Below are 18,953 nucleotides of genomic sequence, written 5' to 3'. Positions count from 1 at the left end.
GAGCGAGCAGCCCCCTCATGCTGATCGAGCAGCCGCCTCATGATGATCGAGCAGCCGCCTCATGATGACCGAGCAGCCGCCTCATGCTGGTCGAGTAGCCGCGCAGCGGCGTATCGAGACCCGCCCCGCGAGCACTCAGGCCCCCCGCCCCCAGCTCGCCTCGATCTCCTCCGCACCCAGCACCCGGTCCGCGAGCAGCAGCTGCCAGCTCCAGCTCGCCTCCGCCCCCGCGTCCAGCGTCCACGTCGCGCCGAAGAACGGCGCCGCGCACAGCATCGGCGTCCCGCTCGTCCGCACGAACCACGTCGACGGATCGACGGGACTGCCCTCGTCCGCCCGCAGCGCGACCGTCGCGCTCCCGTCCGCCACCGCGAGCCAGCGCGACGCGACCCCCATCGGCTCCGCGACAGCCCCGTCCGGCCCGCTCACCATGCTTCCCTCGAACGACGGGTCCAGCCGCAGGAACAGCCCGCCGTAGCCCGCGTCCGGTCGCCCCGCCGTGGTCGGCGACCCGAAGACCAGCCGCTCCCCGAGCGCGCGCCAGCGGCTCTCGATCCGCAGCACCGTCGCGTCGCCGAGCCGCCGGACGCTCAGCCGCCGCCGCTCGTCGAGGAAGCGCCGCCCGCGCGCATCGAACCACCCGAGCGCGAGGTCCCCCGGGTCCGCGCCCTCCGGCCGCTGCGACCCGTTGTTGTCCACCTGCCGGTAGCCGGTCCCCGTCAGCCAGGTCGGCCCGCCCCAGAGGTTCGTGTCGAGCTCGGCGTCCCCGATCGTGATGTTCGACACCGCGAGCGACAGCCCGAGATGCCAGTCGTGGTCGGCGGGCCGCACATCGCTGACCACCCGGCCCGCCGGCGTCCGCAGCGGATGCAGATACGGCCGCGGCGCGTCCCGCGGCGGCGTGGCCGGATCGAGGAGGACGAGGCGCCCGACCCGGTCCGGCAGTTCGACGGAGGTCGGCGAGTCCTGATCCATGCGGCCGACGGTACACGCTTTCCCGGGCTACAGTGCGACGATGCCCCGCACCGGAACCCCGCCCCGATCGCCGCGCCGATGACCGCCGTCCGCTTCGTCTCGATCGGCGACTCCTTCTCGGAGGGCGTCGGCGACGAGCTCCCCGACGGAACCGCTCGCGGCTGGGCCGACCTCACCGCGCAGAGCTGGGCGGATGCGCTCGGCGAGCCGATCGAGTACGCCAACCTCGCCATCCGCGGCCGTCTCATCGACCCGATCGTCGACGAGCAGCTCGAGCCCGCGCTCGACCTGCGGCCGACCCACCTCTCCTTCAACGGCGGCGGCAACGACATGCTCAGACCACGCGCCGACATCGAGCGCATCGCGGACCGCTACCTCGAGGTCCTCGCCCGCTGCGACGCCGAGGGCGTCGTCCTGATCGCCCTCTCCGCCCCGGACCCGTCCGCGCGGCTTCCGCTCGGCCGGCTGATCAAGCGCCGAGGCGACGCCCTCACCTCGGCCGTGCTCCGCCGCACGCGGCAGCGCCCGGACATCGTCGTCGCCGACAACTGGACCGATCCGGCCTTCGCCGACCCGTCGCTCTGGTCCGAGGACCGCCTGCACCTCGGCCCGCGCGGTCATCACCGCGTCAGCGCCCGCGTGCTCTCCTCCCTCGGCCTCCCCGTCCCGCCCGCCGCCCAGGAGGCGCCCGAGCGGCCGACCGCCGCGAGCGGAGGCTCCGCGCAGTACTACCGCACCCACGTCGCGCCGTGGCTGCGCCGCCGGCTCACCGGCACGTCCTCCGGAGACGGCCGCACGGCCAAGTACCCGGAGCTCGTGCGCATCGCCCCGAGCGCCTAGGCGGAGCAGCCGGAGGTCGGAGCCGGCTCAGCGCCAGCCGTACCGCGCCGAGACGACCCGCGCGACCGCGTCGAACCGCGCGCGCTCGAGCGCCGCGCCCTCGCGCCGCATCCCCGCGGGGTGCACGCGGAAGACCCGCTCCGGATCCGCGAAGCTCGGCCGCCCCTCCGGATCCCAGGGCCCCGCGCCGACCGCGAGGTAGCCGTCGTGCTCCTTCGAGCTCAGCCGGATCGCCAGCGCCGTGCCGGCCTTCTCGACCGCGAGGACGAGGACAGGGCGGTCCTTGCCGCGGCCGTCGTCCTCCTCGTAGGGCACCCAGGTCCAGACGACCTCGCCCGGGTCGGGATCGCCGTCCGGCGTCGGCGCGTAGCCGAGGTGGACGCCGCGCAGCCGGGTCGGGTCGACCTCGGAGGTCCGGCCGATGCCGTTCGCGCCCGGCGTGGGCGCCGTGGTGCTCAGGTACGGCCGCTGCGCGGGGGCGCCGGCGTCGGCGCGCGGGGCGCTCGCGCGGCCGAGCAGGCGGAGGAGCAGGGACACGACGGAGCGTGAGGAGGGCACCTGAAAACCCTAGCCCGGAAACGGAAGGAGCCGGCTCCGAAGAGCCGGCTCCACCGGGGTGTCGCGGCGAGCGCGACGAGGCAGCGGGAGGACTAGTCCGCGAGGACGTAGCCCGCCTCGCCGTGGATGGCGGTGTCGATGCCGGCGATCTCGTCCTCGTTCTTCACCCGGAAGCCGATCGTCTTCTGGATGACCCAGCCGATCGCGTAGGTGAGGACGAAGGAGTAGATCAGGACGGTGAAGGCCGCGAGGGCCTGCTTGCCGAGCTGGCTGGCGTCGCCGGTGAGGAAGAGGCCGACATCGGTGCCGAAGAAGCCGATGTAGAGCGTTCCGATCAGACCGCCGACGAGGTGCACGCCGACCACGTCGAGCGAGTCGTCGTAGCCGAGCTTGTACTTGAGGTCGATCGCCAGGGCGCAGACGGCACCGGTGATCAGGCCGAGCACGATCGCCCAGAAGGGCGAGAGCACGGCGCAGGCCGGGGTGATCGCGACGAGGCCCGCGACGGCACCGGAGGCGGCGCCGATCGAGGTGGGCTTGCCGTCCTTGATCTTCTCGATGATCAGCCAGCCGATGATGGCGGCGGCCGGAGCGGCGATGGTGTTGAGGAAGGCGATCGCGGCGATGCCGTCGGCGGCGAGCTCGGAGCCGGCGTTGAAGCCGAACCAGCCGAACCAGAGCAGGCCGGCGCCGAGGAGGACGAACGGCGGGTTGTGCGGCTGGTGCGCGCCCTTGGTGAAGTTGACGCGCTTGCCGAGGACCAGGGCGAGGGCGAGGGCCGCCGCACCGGCGTTGATGTGCACCGCGGTGCCGCCGGCGAAGTCGATCGCACCGACGTTGTAGGCGATCCAGCCGCCGTCCGAGGTGGCGCCGGTCTCGGGGTCGAGGGCGAAGTTGAACACCCACGAGGCGACCGGGAAGTAGACGATGGTCGCCCAGACGCCGGCGAAGACCATCCACGCGCCGAACTTGGCGCGGTCGGCGATCGCACCGGAGATGAGCGCGACGGTGATGATCGCGAAGGTGGCCTGGAAGGCCGCGAAGGCGAGCGTCGGGTACGCGGACTCGACGTCACCGCGGGCCTCGGCGTAGGCACCGGCGAGGCCGAGCTGGCTGAGGTCGATGCCGAGGACGCCGTCGATGCCGACGAAGTCGCCCACACCGGCGTTGGAGAAGGTGATCGCGTAGCCGTAGAGCACCCACAGCACGCCGATCAGGCCCATCGCGCCGAAGCTCAGCATCATCATGCTGATGACGCTCTTCGCTCGGACCAGACCGCCGTAGAAGAAGGCGAGCCCGGGGGTCATGAGCAGGACCAGCGCCGCCGCCAGGAGCAGGAACGCGGTATTGCCTTGATCCATTGTTGAACCTCTCGTGAGTAAGCAGAGTCGTGCAGGAGTCGTGAGTGAGGGCAGTGCAGAGCCCGATGCGGGCCGGCAGTCGCTGCACGACCCCGAAGACACGGCGTCTCGGAGGACGCGGGGTGTCGGGTCACCTCGGGTAGCCGACAGTCTGGCCGCGCGACGTTACGACCCGTGCGGCACGAGGTTTCGCGGATGTTACGAGCACGGCTCCCGTGTGAACAGTGCGTTACAGCGCGCCGCGGATCCCCCGCGCACGAGCCGGGGAGATGCCGCGGAGGACCGACGCCGCGCGCCGGTCCGTCGTCAGGCGCCGGTCCGTCGTCAGGCGCCGGTCCGTCGTCAGGCGCCGGTCCGTCGTCAGGCGAACGGGCGCATCGAGGTCAGCGCGATCAGGCGCGACATCGAGCGGAGGTACTTCTTGCGGTAGCCGCCGCTGAGCATGTCGCCGCCGAAGACCTCGTCGAGCGCGACGCCGGAGGCCAGCACCGGGATCTGCGCGTCGTACACGCGGTCGATGAAGGCGACGAGGCGCAGGGCGTCCGTCTGGTCGGTGAGGGTGGCGACGTCGCGCAGAACGATGGCGTCGACCCCGTCGATCACCTTGATGTAGCGCGAGGGGTGCACCGAGCCGAGGTGGTCGACCGCGGCGCGGAAGGAGTCGTCGGTGACGACGGCGCCGGAGGGGGCCGTGGCGACGAGCTCGTCGATCGCGCTGTCCGAGCGGGTGACTGCGTGCCCCTCGATGTCGCGGCGGCGGTAGTCGGTGCCGTCGATCCGCATCGTCTGGAAGTGCTCGGCCATCGCGTGGATCTCGCGGAGGAAGTCCGCGGCGGCGAAGCGCCCCTCGCCCAGTGCGTTCGGCGGGGTGTTCGAGGTCGCCGCGATGCGGGTGCCGGAGGCGACCAGCTCGCCCAGCAGCCGGGTCATCAGCATCGTGTCGCCCGGATCGTCCAGCTCGAACTCGTCGATGCAGAGCAGCGCCGAGCCCTTGAGCAGGGACACGGTCGCCGCGTAGCCGAGGGCGCCCACCAGGGCGGTGTACTCGATGAAGGTGCCGAAGTAGGTGCGGCCGGGCACCGCGTGCCAGATCGCCGCGAGCAGGTGGGTCTTGCCGACGCCGAAGCCGCCGTCGAGGTAGACGCCGGGCTTCACGGCCGGCGCCTTCCTCCGGCCGAAGCCGAGGAACCCGCCGCCGCCGCCCTTGGAGCCGCCGCCGGCCGCGAACGCCCGCAGCGCCTCGACGGCCTCCGCCTGCGAGGGGTACTCCGGGTCCGGCCGGTAGCTCTCGAAGGTCGCGCCCTCGAACTGCCGCGGCGGCACCAGGGTCGAGGCGATCTCGTGGCCGCTGATCTGCGGCGAGCGCGCGGTCAGGCTGCTCGTCGAACGGACGTCGTCGGGGGTCACGCGGTCTCGCATCCAGGGTCGCAGTACTGTGTCGAGCCGCACGGCGGCGGACGCCGGCGGCACTGTGTCGAACTCTTACGGGGCCGTCCGTGCACCCGCGCACGAGGGCGCGTACTGTCGCTGAGGGCGGTCTCCAGCGTAGCCCGCCCGCACCGCCGCCCATCCGAGAACCACGTCTGCGCCCCGCGCACCATCCTGGAGGTCCCCCTTGCCCGTTGAACTCGATCCGTCGCCGAAGTTCGCCGCCTACGCGCACCCCGAACGGCTCGTCAGCGGCGAGTGGCTCGAGCAGCGCCTCGGCACCCCCGGCCTCGTGGTCGTGGAGTCCGACGAGGACGTCCTGCTCTACGAGACCGGCCACATCCCCGGCTCGGTCAAGATCGACTGGCACACCGACCTCAACGACCCGGTGCAGCGCGACTACATCGACGGCGCCGCTTTCGCCGCGCTCGTCGGCGCCAAGGGCATCGCCCGTGACAGCACCGTCGTCATCTACGGCGACAAGAACAACTGGTGGGCCGCCTACGCCCTCTGGGTCTTCACGCTCTTCGGCCACGAGGACGTCCGCCTGCTCGACGGCGGCCGCGACAAGTGGATCGCCGACGGCCGGCCGACCACGACCGACGCCTCGAGCCCGGCCTCGGTCGAGTACCCGGCGGTCGAGCGCCGCGACGGCGACATCCGCGCCTTCAAGGAGGACGTGCTCGCCCACTTCGGCAACCCGCTGATCGACGTCCGCTCCCCCGAGGAGTTCTCCGGCGCCCGCACCACCGCGCCGGCCTACCCGGAGGAGGGCGCCCTGCGCGCCGGCCACATCCCCAGCGCGCAGAATGTGCCGTGGGGCAAGGCCGCGGCGGAGGACGGCACCTTCCGCTCCCTCGACGAGCTGAACGGCATCTACCGCGACGGCGCCGGCCTCGCCGACGGCGACACCGTCATCGCCTACTGCCGCATCGGCGAGCGCTCCTCGCACACCTGGTTCGTGCTCACCCACCTCCTCGGCTTCGAGGGCGTCAAGAACTACGACGGCTCCTGGACCGAGTGGGGCAGCGCCGTCCGCGTCCCGATCGTCCAGGGCGCCGAGCCCGGCGAGGCCCCCGCGCCCCGCTGACCGGCCCGCTCCGACCGTGACCCGAGGGCCCCGTGCACACCTGTGCCGGGGCCCTCGGCGTCCTGCCCCGTCGTCCCCGCGTAGGGAAGAATGGAAGCGATGACCACCGACACCCCCGCCACCGACCTGCTCGGCCCCGCGCTCCGCGAGATCCGCGACGAGTTCCTCGCCCTCGAGAAGCCGGAGCGCCTCCAGCTCCTCCTCGAGTTCTCCAACGACCTCCCCGAGCTGCCCGAGCGCTACCGCGACCACCCCGACCTGTTCGAGCGGGTCGAGGAGTGCCAGTCGCCGGTCTTCATCGTGGTCGAGTTCGACGGCGACGTGATCCACCTGCACGCCACCGCGCCGCGCGAGGCGCCGACCACCCGCGGCTTCGCCTCGATCCTCGCCCAGGGCCTGGACGGTCTGACGCCGGAGCAGGTGCTCGCGGTTCCCGACGACTTCCCGCAGACCATCGGCCTGTCCGAGGCCGTCTCGCCGCTGCGGCTGCGCGGGATGAGCGCGCTGCTCGGCCGCACCAAGCGCCAGATCCGCGCCCACCTGGCCGCCTGAGTCCCGCGCGAGAGCCCGGCACCGTGATCCTGCAGCCGCTCGTCCCCGCCGGCGAGCCGATCCGCCTCGGTGACGACGGCGCGCGAGCGGCGATCGAGGCGGCCTACCTCCCCGGCGCCGGTGTCCGCGTGCGCCTCAACATGATCGCGAGCGTCAACGGCTCGAGCATCGGCTCCGACGGTACGAGCGAGACGCTGACCAACCGCGTCGACCGGACGATCCTCGGTGTCATCCGCGCGCAGGCCGACGTCGTCCTCGTCGGCGCCGCGAGCGTCCGCGCGGAGGGCTACCGCGTGCCCAAGCGCGCGCCGCTCGCCGTCGTCTCCTCCTCCGGCGACCTGGCCGGCCACCGCCTCGAGGTGCAGGAGGGCGCCCGCGTGCTCTTGCTGCTGCCGGAGGGGCTGGAGGCTCCGGGCGACCTCCCCCGCGGCGTCGAGGTGGTCCCGGTGGCCGCGACCGGCGGGCGGATGAGCGTCGACGCGATCCTCGCGGCCCTGCGCGCCCTCGGGCTGGAGCGCGTGGTCTGCGAGGGCGGCGCCTCGCTGTCGGGCCAGTTCCTCGCCTCCGGCCGCGTCGACGAGCTCTGCCTGACGACCGCGCCCCGCGTCGTGCTGCCGGGCCTCCCCGTCGCGGCGACCGGCCAGCGGATCGACGACGCCTACTCCTTGACGTCGCTCGCCGCGGACGACGCCGGCTTCACCTACGCGCGCTGGACCCGGATCGGCTGAGCGCCCGCTCCGCCACCCAGCGCTCGACCGACGACTCCCAGAGCTCCGGGTCGTCGTTCCAGAGCCGGGTGTGCCCCGCCCCGTGGAAGAGCACGAGGTCCACCAGATCGGGGCGCGCCGCCGCGAGGGCCTCGGACGGGCCGCTCGGCACGAAGTCGTCGTCGACGCTGTGCAGCAGGAGGACCGGCACGGTCAGCTCGGCGGCCCGCTCGACCAGATCCATCGCGGCCAGCGGGACGTGACTGCTCTGCCCGGTCAGCGCGGCCGACCACGGCCGCTGCATCGCCGTGAGCGCGAGCGCCGCGATCGGCGCCGGGATCCGGTTCAGCCGCGCCTGCTTCCGCAGGGTCACCCGCCAGTCGATCACCGGCGAGTCGAGCACCAGCCCCGCGATCAGCTCGCGGCGGCTCGAGCGCAGCGCGGTCTGCAGCACGATCGCACCGCCCATCGACCAGCCGACGAGCACGACCCGGCGCGCGCCGCGCCGCTCGGCGAACCGGATCGCGGCGTCGACGTCGCGCCACTCCGTCTCCCCCAGCGCGTAGCGCCGGTCCGGGCTCTCCGGAGCGTCGCCGTCGTTGCGGTACGAGACGACCAGCGAGGTGAGCCCCGCCCGGTGGAACGCGGCCATCCCGCGCAGCGTCTCCTCGCGGGTCGTCGCGCGGCCGTGCACGTGGATCGCCCAGACGCCGCCGTCCTCCTCGGCCGGGAAGAGCCAGGCCGGAGCCGCGCCGAACTGCGTCGGCACCTCCTCCGCCGTGAAGGGCAGCCCGGTCTCGCGCGGCGAGAGCAGCAGCCAGCCGTTCAGCCGCCCGCGGGCACCGGGCCGCAGCGTCCCGCGATCGACCTGCCCGAGCTCCCGCACGACCCGGCCGCGCCCGGTCGCGAGCAGCCGCCCGATCCGCGCGTGCCCGCGCCCGTGGTCGAACCAGAGGCTGAAGCCGCCGCGGACCGCGGTGTCGACCGACTCCGACAGCTCGATCTCGTGCACCTCCGGTCGCACGGCGAGGACCCGCACGTCCTGAGCGCGCCGGGAGGGCGGAGTGACCACTCCGCGGAGGAAGGCCGTCCCGAGCGCGGCGCCGCCGAGGGCCGTCAGAGCGGCGAGGGCGGGGGCCGCGAGGACCGCGGCGAGGACGACACCGGTGTGCGCGCTCTCCGCGGCGTGCCTGCGGGCTTCGAGCATGCGGGAACTCTAGTCTGCGAGCGTGCCCGAATTCCCAGCGCCGTCCCAGCTCCCGGAGGAGTTCCGCGCCGCGGTCGACTCCCTGCGCCGGGCGACGACCCGCTCCGAGCTCACCGTCTCCGAGATCGCCTCGCCGGCCGGGCTCGCGCCCTACGCCGTCGCCCTCTCCGGCGACGTCTCGCCGCGCGCCCACGGCCGCGACTCCGAGCTGGGCACCGGGCGCTTCATCCTGCTCTACGACCCCGAGGAGCCGGAGCAGTGGGGCGGCCCGTTCCGCGTCGTCTGCTTCGCCCAGGCCCCGCTCGAGATCGAGATCGGCACCGATCCCTTCCTCGCCGAGGTCGCGTGGTCCTGGCTGATGGACGCGCTCGAGGTCCGCGGCGCCTTCTACACCGCCGCCTCCGGCACCGCGACCAAGGTCCTCTCCACCGGATTCGGCGAGCTGGCCGCCCAGGGCGACGGCGCGCAGATCGAGATCCGGGCCTCCTGGAGCCCCGAGGATGCGCAGCTCGCTCCCCACGTGGAAGGCTGGGGGGAGCTGTTGTGCATGCTCGCGGGCCTCCCGCCCGTATCGGGCGACGGTGTGACCTCGCTCGCCTTCCGACGGAACAACCGTGACTGATTACCGTGTCCTCTCCACCCCCGACGAGTTCCTCGCCGCGGTCGACGCCCTCGCCGCCGGCGAGGGTCCCGTCGCCGTCGACGCCGAGCGCGCCTCCGGCTTCACCTACTCGCAGCGCGCGTACCTGATCCAGGTCTACCGCCGCGGCGCCGGAGCGTTCCTCTTCGACCCGCCCGCGATCGGCCGGATGGACGCCCTCCAGGCCGTGATCGGCGAGGAGGAGTGGATCCTGCACGCCGCCAGCCAGGACCTCGCCTGCCTGCGCGAGGTCGGCCTCGACCCGGTGCGCATCTTCGACACCGAGCTCGCCGCCCGCCTGCTCGGCCTGCCCAAGGTCGGTCTCGGCGCCGTCGTCGAGGACCTGCTCGGCATCCACCTCGCCAAGGAGCACTCGGCCGCCGACTGGTCGACCCGCCCCCTCCCCCAGAGCTGGCTGGTCTACGCCGCGAAGGACGTCGAGCTGCTGCCCGACCTGCGCGACCGGATGGCCGAGATGCTCGTCGAGGCCCGCAAGACCCGGATCGCCCGCGAGGAGTTCGAGGCGACCCTGGCACGGCAGCCCAAGCCGGTCCCGGCCGAGCCGTGGCGCCGCCTCTCCGGCATGCACGCCCTGCGCGGGCCCCGCGCCCTCGCCATCGCCCGCGAGCTCTGGCTGACCCGCGACGCCTTCGCCCGCGAGCGCGACATCGCGCCCGGCCGGCTGATCCCCGACTCCTCGATCATCGCCGTGTCGCGCAACGTCCCCACGAGCCTCGGCCAGCTCTCCGGCCGCCGCGACTTCACCGGCCGCGCCAGCCGCGGCGAGGTCGAGCGCTGGTGGGCCGCGATCGAGCGCGGTCAGAGCACCGAGGACCTGCCCGGCCCCGTCCGTCCCGCCGCCGACACCCTGCCGCCGCCGCGCGCCTGGGGCGACCGCAACCCGGCCGCCGACGCCAGGCTGAAGGCCGCCCGCGCCGTCGTCGGCGAGATCGCCGAGCTGCTCTCGCTCCCGGTCGAGAACCTGCTCACGCCCGAGCTGGTCCGCCGCCTCGCCTGGAACCCGCCGGAGCCGCTCGACCGGGACTCCGTCGCCGCCGAGCTGGAGCGCGCCGGTGCCCGCTCCTGGCAGATCGACGCGACCGCCGGCTCGCTCGCCACCGCGTTTGTGGAAGCCGGGCAAGCACCCGTCGAGGGCACGGAACCCGCTTCGTAGGAAGAAGCAAAGGATTCCGGCGCCCGTCGCCGCCTTCCTACGATCGGAACGACGTCCGGTTTCCGAGAGGGCGTCCCGTTTTCAGGAGGCACTGTGGCCGAGAGATCCGAAGTCGTGTTCGTCGACGGAGTCCGTACTCCGTTCGGGCGAGCCGGTGAGAAGGGCATGTACTGGCAGACCCGGGCCGACGACCTCGTCGTCAAGGCCATGATCGGTCTGCTGGAGCGCAACACCGCCCTGCCCAAGGAGCGCGTGGACGAGGTCGCCATCGCCGCGACCACCCAGCAGGGCGACCAGGGCCTGACCCTCGGCCGCACCGCCGCGCTCCTCGCGGGCCTGCCGCGCTCGGTCCCCGGCTACGCGATCGACCGGATGTGCGCGGGAGCGATGACCTCGGTCACCACGACCGCCGGCGGCATCGCCTTCGGCGCCTACGACGTCGTGATCGCCGGCGGCGTCGAGCACATGGGCCGCCACCCGATGGGCTTCAACGCCGACCCCAACCCGCGCTTCCTCTCCGAGCGCCTGGTCGGCGAGGAGGCCCTCAACATGGGCAAGACCGCGGAGAAGATCCACGACCGCTTCCCGCAGCTCACCAAGAGCCGCTCCGACCACTACGCCCTGCGCAGCCAGCAGAAGCTGGCCGAGGCCTACCGCAACGGCGACATCCAGCCCGATCTCGTCCCGGTCGCCACCCGCAGCGCTGCCGGCTGGGGCCTCGCCACCGCCGACGAGGCGCCCCGCCCCGAGACCACGCTCGAGGGGCTGGCGAATCTGCGCACCCCGTTCCGCCCGCACGGCCGGGTCACCGCCGGCAACTCCTCCGGTCTCAACGACGGCGCCGCCGTCTCGCTGCTCGCCAGCGCCGACGCCGCGAAGGAGCTGGGCCTGCCCGAGAAGATGCGCCTGGTCAGCTTCGCCTTCGCCGGCGTCGAGCCCGAGATCATGGGCATCGGTCCGGTGCCCTCGACCGAGAAGGCGCTGAAGAAGGCCGGGCTCGGCATCGAGGACATCGGCCTCTTCGAGCTCAACGAGGCGTTCGCCGTGCAGGTGCTCTCCTTCCTCGACCACTTCGGCATCGACGACGACGACCCGCGGGTCAACGAGTACGGCGGCGCGATCGCGATCGGCCACCCGCTCGCCTCGTCGGGCGTCCGGCTGATGATCCAGCTCGCCCACCAGTTCGAGGCGCACCCCGAGGTCCGCTACGGCCTGACCGCGATGTGCGTCGGTCTCGGCCAGGGCGGCTCGGTCATCTGGGAGAACCCGCACTTCGACGGCAAGCGCGCACGACGGAAGGGACGCTGACCCATGCTCGAAGGATTCGAGGACCTGGTCGAACTCGCCGAGGGCGAGGTCGTCACCCACTCCTACGTCCGCGACGTCCCGCTCCCCAGCGGCCGCGTCCTGGCGCTGATCACGCTCGACAACGACCGCGACCACACCCGGCCGAGCACCTTCGGCCCCGCCGGGCTGTTCGAGCTGGCCGACGTGCTGCTCGCCCAGCAGGCGCGCGCGAAGGCCGGTGAGATCCAGGCGGTCGGAGTGACGGGCAAGCCGTTCATCCTCGCCGCCGGCGCCGACCTCAGCAAGGTCGGCAGCATCCCGAGCCACGAGATCGGCCGCCAGCTGGCGCGCCTGGGCCACACGACCCTCGGCCTGCTGTCCGAGCTCGGCGTTCCCTCGTTCGTCTTCATCAACGGGCTCGCGCTCGGCGGCGGCACCGAGATCGCGCTGAACGCCGACTACCGGACCGTCGACGCCTCGATCCCCGCGCTCGGGCTGCCCGAGGTCTTCCTCGGCATCATCCCCGGCTGGGGCGGCGCCTGGCTGCTGCCGAACCTGATCGGCATCGAGAACGCGCTCAAGGTGATCGTCGAGAACCCGCTGAAGAACAACCGGACCCTCAAGGGCCAGGACGTCTTCGACCTCGGCATCGCCGACGCGATCTTCCCCTCCGCGAGCTTCCTCGAGAACTCGCTGGTCTGGGCCGACGGCGTCCTCGGCGGGACCGTCGAGGTCAAGCGGCCGAACGTGCCCGGGAAGATCGAGCGGCTGGTCAAGTGGGACGCCGCGATCGCGATCGCCCGCAAGCAGCTCGAGTCGAAGATCGGCACCGTCGCCGCGTCGCCCTACCGCGCGCTCGACCTGCTGAAGGCCGCCAAGAGCAGCACCCGCGAGGAGGGCTTCGCCGCCGAGGACGAGGCCCTGGCCGACCTCGTCTCCGGGGATCAGTTCCGCGCGAGCATCTACGCCTTCGACCTGGTGCAGAAGCGGGCCAAGCGCCCCGCCGGCGCGCCGGACAAGAGCCTCGCCAAGCCGGTCACCAAGGTCGGCGTCATCGGCGCGGGTCTCATGGCCACGCAGTTCGCGCTGCTCTTCGTCCGCCGCCTCCAGGTGCCGGTGGTCATCACCGACCTCGACCAGGAGCGGGTGGACCGCGGCGTCGCGAGCATCGTCGGCGAGATCGACACCCTGCTCGCCAAGGGCCGCCTCTCGCCGGACGACGCGAACCGCCTCCGTGGTCTCGTCACCGGCACCACCGACCGCGCCGACTTCGCCGACGCCGACTGGGTCATCGAGGCCGTCTTCGAGGAGCTCTCCGTCAAGCAGGAGGTCTTCGCCGACATCGAGCGCTACGTGTCCCCCACCGCCGTCCTCGCGACGAACACCTCGTCGCTCTCGGTCGAGCGGATCGGCGAGCGGCTGCAGCACCCGGAGCGCCTCGTCGGCTTCCACTTCTTCAACCCGGTCGCGGTGATGCCGCTGATCGAGGTCGTGAACACGCCGCAGACCGACGACGAGACGCTGTCGACCGCGATGGTCACGGCGGCGAAGCTGAAGAAGAACGCCGTCATCACCCGCGACACCCCGGGCTTCGTGGTCAACCGCGTCCTGGCGAAGGTGCTCGGCGAGGCGATGCACGCCGTCGACACCGGCACCCCGTTCGAGGTCGTCGAGGCCTCGCTCGAGCCGTTCGGCCTGCCGATGACGCCGTTCGAGCTGCTCGAGCTCGTCGGACTCAAGGTCGGCGCGCACGTGCTCGACACCCACCACGCCGCCTTCCCGGACCGCTTCTACGACAGCGCGAACCTGCACCGCCTGGCGGAGCTCGGCCACGTCTTCGAGCGCGACGCCAAGGGCCGGGTGAAGGGCGTGGACAAGCGCGCCGTCGCCATCGTCCAGGGCGGCTCCGACCCGATGACCGCCGAGGAGCTGCGGCTGCGCGTCGAGACCGGCCTCGCCGACGAGGTGAAGCGGATGCTGGACGACGACGTCGTGCACGCCGCGGAGGACATCGACCTCTGCCTCATCCTCGGCGCCGGCTACCCGTTCCAGATGGGCGGCCTGACGCCCTACCTCGACCGCGTCGGCGCGAGCGAGCGCGCCTTCGGCGGCACGTTCCACGACCCGGCCATCCGCGGGGTCGAGTAACCGCAGGACGGGTGGGGGGCGCCCCCGGGTCGGGGGGGCGCCCTCTCTCGTGCGTGGAGCGTGCTCAGTCCTCGAGCACTCAGTCCTTGCGCGCGTCGTCGTGCGCCGCGACCTCTTCGGGCAGCGGGCGCGCGACCGGGATCTTGCTGCCGAGCACCTGGGCGACGACGTCGCGGGCGATGTGCTGCGGAGTCAGTCCGACGTCCTCGAGGATCTCCTCGCGCTTGGCGTGGTCGAGGAACTGGTCCGGCAGCCCCAGCTCGGTGACGGCCGTGTCGACGCCGGCCTCGCGGAGGTCCTGGCGGATCCGGGTGCCGATGCCGCCGACGCGGACGCCGTCCTCGATCGAGATCACGAGGCGGTGCTCGGCGGCGAGGTCGATGACGCTGCGCGGCACCGGCACGACCCAGCGCGGGTCGACGACGGTGGCGCCGATGCCCTGCGCGGCGAGCCGCTGCGCGACGTCGAGGCCCATCGCGGCCATCGGGCCGACGGTCACGATCAGCACGTCCTGGCGCTCGGAGCGCAGCAGCACGTCGACGCCGTCGTCGAGGCGCTCGAGCGCGTCGATCTCGTCGCCGACGTTGCCCTTGGAGAAGCGCACGACCGTGGGGGCGTCCTTCACGCCGACGGCCTCGCGCAACTCCTCGCGCAGCCTGACGGAGTCGCGGGGCGCGGCGAGGCGGATGTTCGGGACGACCTGGAGGATCGCGAGGTCCCACATGCCGTGGTGGCTCGGACCGTCGGGGCCGGTGACCCCGGCGCGGTCGAGCACGAAGGTGACACCGGCGCGGTGCAGCGCCACGTCCATCAGCACCTGGTCGAAGGCGCGGTTGACGAAGGTCGCGTAGAGCGCGACGACCGGGTGCAGACCGCCGAATGCGAGGCCGGCGGCCGAGGTCACGGCGTGCTGCTCGGCGATGCCGACGTCGAACACGCGGTCCGGGTACTTCTCGGCGAGGCGGTCGAGGCCGACCGGGCGGAGCATGGCGGCGGTGATGCCGACGATCGTCGGGTCCTCGTCCGCGAGGGTGACGATCTCCTCCGCGAAGACCGAGGTCCAGGAGCGGGCGCCGCTCGCGCTCAGCGGCTCGCCGGTCTCGGGATCGATCTGGCCGACCGCGTGGAACTGGTCGGCGAGGTCCTGGACGGCGGGCTCGAAGCCCTTGCCCTTCTGCGTGATCGCGTGCACGATCACGGGCGTGCCGTAGTCCTTCGCCTGCTGGAGCGCCTCCTCCATCGCGGTGAGGTCGTGTCCGTCGATCGGGCCGAGGTACTTGATGTCGAGGTTGGAGTACAGCGCCTCGTTGTTGATGAAGCGGCTGAGGAAGCCGTGCAGGCCACCGCGCACACCGCGGTAGACCGCCGCTGCGGGGCCGCCCAGGCGCTCGGAGACGGCGCGGGAGCCGCGGTGCAGCGTGCGGTAGGTGCGCCGGGTGCGGACGCCGTTGAGGAAGCGCGCCATGCCGCCGATGGTCGGGGCGTAGGAGCGGCCGTTGTCGTTGACGACGATGACGAGCCCGCGGGAGTTGTCGTCGCTGATGTTGTTCAGCGCCTCCCATGTCATCCCGCCGGTGAGCGCGCCGTCGCCGACGACGGCGACCACGTGGCGGTCGGTCTGACCGGTCATCGTGAAGGCGCGGGAGATGCCGTCCGCCCAGGACAGCGAGCTGGACGCGTGCGAGCTCTCGACGATGTCGTGCGGCGACTCGGAGCGCTGCGGGTAGCCGGCGAGACCGCCGCGCTGGCGGAGGCCGGAGAAGTCCTGGCGGCCGGTCAGCAGCTTGTGCACGTAGGACTGGTGCCCCGTGTCGAAGATGATCGCGTCGTGCGGCGAGTCGAAGACCCGGTGGATCGCGATGGTCGTCTCGACGACGCCGAGGTTCGGGCCGAGGTGGCCGCCGGTCTTGGACACCTCGCGCACGAGGAAGTCGCGGATCTCCAGCGCCAGCGTCTCGAGCTCGGTCCGGGTCAGGCGGTCGAGGTCGCGCGGTCCGGAGATGGTCTCGAGAACAGCCATTCGCGCCGCCTTTCCGGGGGATGTCTGAGGGGTGTGGACGTCTCCCGAGTCTACGCACGGGGTCCGGTGGAACAGGTGCGCGCCTCCCCGGCTTGCAGGGAGGCGCGCAGATCTGCTCGGAATCAGACCAGGGAGCGCAGCACGTACTGCAGGATCCCGCCGTTGCGGTAGTAGTCCGCCTCACCGGGGGTGTCGATGCGGACGACCGCGTCGAACTCGATCGGCTGCTTGCCCTCGGGCGAGTCGGACGTCGGCGAGGCGACGACGTGGACCGTCTTCGGGGTCACGCCCTCGTTCAGCGCCTCGATGCCCGAGATGCTGATCGACTCGGTGCCGTCGAGCCCGAGCGAGGCCCAGGTCTCGCCCTGCGGGAACTGCAGCGGGACGACGCCCATGCCGATCAGGTTCGAGCGGTGGATCCGCTCGAAGCTCTCGACGATGACCGCCTTGACGCCCAGGAGGCTGGTGCCCTTCGCCGCCCAGTCGCGCGACGAGCCGGAGCCGTACTCCTTGCCGCCGAGGATCACCAGCGGGGTGCCCTGCGCCTGGTAGTTCTGCGACGCGTCGTAGATGAACGACTGCGGGCCGCCCTCCTGCGTGAAGTCGCGGGTGTAGCCGCCCTCCACGTTGTCCAGGAGCTGGTTGCGCAGGCGGATGTTCGCGAACGTGCCGCGGATCATCACCTCGTGGTTGCCGCGGCGCGAGCCGTAGGAGTTGTAGTCCTTGCGGTCCACGCTGTGCTCGGCGAGGTACTGACCGGCCGGGCTGTCGGCCTTGATCGAGCCGGCGGGGCTGATGTGGTCGGTGGTGACCGAGTCGCCCAGCTTGGCGAGCACGCGGGCGTCGGCGATGTCGGTGACCGGAGTCGTCTCCATCGTCATGCCGTCGAAGTACGGGGGCTTCCGCACGTAGGTGGAGTCCTCGTCCCACTCGAAGATCGAGCCCTCGGGGGTCTGCAGCGAGCGCCAGCGCTCGTCGCCGTCGAACACGCCGGCGTACTGCGTGTCGAACATCGACTTGTCGATCGAGGAGTCGATCGTCGCCTGGACCTCGGCCGCGTCGGGCCAGATGTCCTTGAGGAAGACGTCGTTGCCGTCGGTGTCGGTGCCCAGGGCGTCGACCTCGAAGTCGAAGTTCATCGAGCCGGCGAGGGCGTAGGCGATGACGAGCGGCGGGCTCGCCAGGTAGTTCATCTTCACGTCGGGGTTGATGCGGCCCTCGAAGTTGCGGTTGCCCGAGAGGACGGCCGTGACGGCGAGGTCGTTCTCCTGCACCGCGGTCGAGATCTCCTCGAGCAGCGGGCCGGAGTTGCCGATGCAGGTGGTGCAGCCGTAGCCGACGGTGAAGAAGCCGAGGGCCTCGAGCGACTCGGTGAGCCCGGCCTTCTCGTAGTAGTCGGTGACGACCTTCGAGCCAGGCGCCAGCGTGGTCTTGACCCACGGCTTGGCCTTGAGGCCCTTCTGCGCGGCGTTGCGGGCCAGCAGGCCGGCCGCGAGCATCACCGAGGGGTTCGACGTGTTGGTGCAGGAGGTGATCGCCGCGATCGCGACGGCGCCGTGGTCGATCGTGAAGCTCTCGTGGCCCTCGCCCAGCTCGACGGTCGTCGGCTTCGACGCGGTGGTCGGCGCGTGCGAGCGGTGGGTGTGCGAGTGCGAGCTGTACTCGTCCTGCGGCTGGAGCTCGCCCGGGTCCGACGCGGGGAACGACTCGGCGAGGGTGAGGTCGACGATGTCGTGGGTGACGTCGGTGTAGTTGTTGAGGTCCGACTCGAACTGCGTCTTCGCCGAGGTGAGCTCGATGCGGTCCTGCGGGCGCTTCGGCCCGGCGATCGAGGGGACGACCGTGCTGAGGTCCAGCTCGAGGTACTCGCTGAAGACCGGCTCGACCGCGGGGTCGTGCCAGAGCTTCTGCAGCTTGGAGTACTGCTCGACCAGGGCGATCTGCTCGTCGCTGCGGCCGGTGAGGCGCAGGTAGTCGAGGGTCACGTCGTCGATGGGGAACATCGCGGCGGTGGAGCCGAACTCGGGGCTCATGTTGCCGATGGTGGCGCGGTTGGCGAGGGGCACCTGGGCGACGCCGGCGCCGTAGAACTCGACGAACTTGCCGACGACGCCGTGCTTGCGCAGCATCTCGGTGATCGTCAGGACGACGTCGGTGGCGGTCACGCCGGCCGGGATGGCACCGGAGAGCTTGAAGCCGACGACCTTGGGGATGAGCATCGAGACGGGCTGGCCGAGCATGGCCGCCTCGGCCTCGATGCCGCCGACGCCCCAGCCGAGCACGCCGAGGCCGTTCACCATGGTGGTGTGCGAGTCGGTGCCGACGCAGGTGTCGGGGTAGGCGCGGAGGACGCCGCCGACCTCGCGGGTCATCGTGACGCGGGCCAGGTACTCGATGTTGACCTGGTGGACGATGCCGGTTCCGGGCGGGACGACCTTGAAGTCGTCGAACGCGGTCTGGCCCCAGCGGAGGAACTGGTAGCGCTCGCCGTTCCGCTCGTACTCGAGCTCGACGTTGCGCTCGAGGGCGTCGGGGGTGCCGAAGAGGTCAGCGATGACCGAGTGGTCGATGACCATCTCGGCGGGCGCGAGCGGGTTGATCCTGTTCGCGTCTCCACCGAGGGCCGCGACGGCCTCGCGCATGGTGGCGAGGTCGACGATGCAGGGCACACCGGTGAAGTCCTGCATCACGACGCGCGCGGGCGTGAACTGGATCTCGGTGTCGGGCTCCGACTCCGGGACCCACTCGCCCAGGGCGCGGATGTGATCGGCCGTGATGTTGGCGCCGTCCTCCGTGCGGAGCAGGTTCTCGAGCAGCACCTTCAGGCTGAACGGGAGCTTCTCGTGACCGGGGACCCGGTCGATGCGGAACACCTCGTAGTCGGTCGAGCCGACCTTCAGGTTGTCTTTCGATCCAAAGCTGTCTACCGCGGACACGTCGCCCTCTCCTTCGCTGACGTGGGCTCC

Annotated in this window: 15 protein-coding genes; 8 read left to right on the top strand and 7 right to left on the bottom strand. The window is 72.0% G+C overall.

Annotation, left to right across the window (positions count from 1 at the left end; genetic code table 11):
* Positions 1–135: 135 nt before the first annotated feature.
* Complete coding sequence (locus tag MT355_RS08755) at positions 136–975, bottom strand: DUF6807 family protein (RefSeq protein ID WP_243599201.1); 840 nt, start codon at positions 973–975, stop codon at positions 136–138.
* Between the two features lie 78 nt (positions 976–1,053).
* Between MT355_RS08755 and MT355_RS08750 the strand changes: the two genes are divergently transcribed.
* Complete coding sequence (locus MT355_RS08750; RefSeq protein WP_243599200.1) at positions 1,054–1,815, top strand: SGNH/GDSL hydrolase family protein; 762 nt, start codon at positions 1,054–1,056, stop codon at positions 1,813–1,815.
* 27 nt (positions 1,816–1,842) lie between these two features.
* Here the strand turns inward: MT355_RS08750 and MT355_RS08745 are convergent, their stop codons facing one another.
* From MT355_RS08745 to zapE, 3 genes are all read right to left on the bottom strand, one after another.
* Positions 1,843–2,373, bottom strand: a complete 531-nt coding sequence (locus tag MT355_RS08745; protein ID WP_166649619.1) for a type II toxin-antitoxin system PemK/MazF family toxin — start codon at positions 2,371–2,373, stop codon at positions 1,843–1,845.
* A 92-nt stretch (positions 2,374–2,465) separates the two neighbouring features.
* A complete protein-coding gene (locus MT355_RS08740) occupies positions 2,466–3,734 on the bottom strand; it encodes an ammonium transporter (RefSeq protein WP_243599199.1) in 1,269 nt (422 codons plus the stop codon).
* Positions 3,735–4,094: 360 nt separating this feature from the next.
* Positions 4,095–5,141, bottom strand: a complete 1,047-nt coding sequence (zapE, locus tag MT355_RS08735) for a cell division protein ZapE (protein ID WP_243586756.1) — start codon at positions 5,139–5,141, stop codon at positions 4,095–4,097.
* Between the two features lie 208 nt (positions 5,142–5,349).
* Here zapE and MT355_RS08730 point away from each other — a divergent pair, with 208 nt between their 5' ends.
* The 3 genes from MT355_RS08730 to MT355_RS08720 all read left to right on the top strand — a co-directional run bounded on the left by MT355_RS08730 (position 5,350) and on the right by MT355_RS08720 (position 7,532).
* Entirely contained in the window at positions 5,350–6,252 is a 903-nt protein-coding gene (locus MT355_RS08730; RefSeq protein WP_243599198.1) for a sulfurtransferase, read from the top strand.
* A 99-nt stretch (positions 6,253–6,351) separates the two neighbouring features.
* The gene (locus MT355_RS08725) at positions 6,352–6,804 is read left to right on the top strand and encodes a SufE family protein (RefSeq protein ID WP_123445868.1); all 453 of its coding nucleotides are present in this window, start codon (positions 6,352–6,354) and stop codon (positions 6,802–6,804) included.
* A 23-nt stretch (positions 6,805–6,827) separates the two neighbouring features.
* The gene (locus tag MT355_RS08720) at positions 6,828–7,532 is read left to right on the top strand and encodes a dihydrofolate reductase family protein (RefSeq protein WP_243599197.1); all 705 of its coding nucleotides are present in this window, start codon (positions 6,828–6,830) and stop codon (positions 7,530–7,532) included.
* Here the strand turns inward: MT355_RS08720 and MT355_RS08715 are convergent.
* Positions 7,501–8,718 carry a S9 family peptidase gene (locus MT355_RS08715; RefSeq protein WP_243599196.1) on the bottom strand — a complete coding sequence of 406 codons (1,218 nt, stop codon included), beginning with the start codon at positions 8,716–8,718 and terminating at the stop codon, positions 7,501–7,503. The genes MT355_RS08720 and MT355_RS08715 overlap by 32 nt on opposite strands.
* Before the next feature lie 22 nt (positions 8,719–8,740).
* Between MT355_RS08715 and MT355_RS08710 the strand changes: the two genes are divergently transcribed.
* The 4 genes from MT355_RS08710 (at position 8,741) to MT355_RS08695 (ending at position 13,967) form a co-directional block, all read left to right on the top strand.
* The gene (locus tag MT355_RS08710) at positions 8,741–9,340 is read left to right on the top strand and encodes a DUF3000 domain-containing protein (RefSeq protein ID WP_123445865.1); all 600 of its coding nucleotides are present in this window, start codon (positions 8,741–8,743) and stop codon (positions 9,338–9,340) included.
* On the top strand, positions 9,333–10,532 hold the full coding sequence (locus MT355_RS08705; protein ID WP_123445864.1) for a ribonuclease D: 1,200 nt from the start codon (positions 9,333–9,335) through the stop codon (positions 10,530–10,532). The genes MT355_RS08710 and MT355_RS08705 overlap by 8 nt, the downstream gene beginning before the upstream one ends.
* A 93-nt stretch (positions 10,533–10,625) precedes the next feature.
* Entirely contained in the window at positions 10,626–11,840 is a 1,215-nt protein-coding gene (locus MT355_RS08700) for a thiolase family protein (protein ID WP_243599195.1), read from the top strand.
* A gap of 3 nt (positions 11,841–11,843) precedes the next feature.
* Positions 11,844–13,967: a 3-hydroxyacyl-CoA dehydrogenase NAD-binding domain-containing protein gene (locus tag MT355_RS08695; RefSeq protein ID WP_243599194.1), complete on the top strand. Its 2,124-nt coding sequence runs from the start codon at positions 11,844–11,846 to the stop codon at positions 13,965–13,967.
* A gap of 79 nt (positions 13,968–14,046) precedes the next feature.
* Here the strand turns inward: MT355_RS08695 and dxs are convergent, their stop codons facing one another.
* Together dxs and acnA are read right to left on the bottom strand one after the other, a co-directional pair.
* Complete coding sequence (gene dxs, locus MT355_RS08690) at positions 14,047–15,987, bottom strand: 1-deoxy-D-xylulose-5-phosphate synthase (RefSeq protein WP_123703583.1); 1,941 nt, start codon at positions 15,985–15,987, stop codon at positions 14,047–14,049.
* A gap of 122 nt (positions 15,988–16,109) precedes the next feature.
* The gene (gene acnA / locus MT355_RS08685; RefSeq protein WP_123445860.1) at positions 16,110–18,923 is read right to left on the bottom strand and encodes an aconitate hydratase AcnA; all 2,814 of its coding nucleotides are present in this window, start codon (positions 18,921–18,923) and stop codon (positions 16,110–16,112) included.
* Positions 18,924–18,953: the final 30 nt, after the last annotated feature.

This window comes from Rathayibacter sp. VKM Ac-2929 (assembly GCF_022815495.1).
Taxonomy (GTDB): Bacteria; Actinomycetota; Actinomycetes; order Actinomycetales; family Microbacteriaceae; genus Rathayibacter; species Rathayibacter festucae.
Note: the sequence above shows the minus strand (reverse complement) of the source record. Positions and strands in the feature narration are given on the sequence as shown.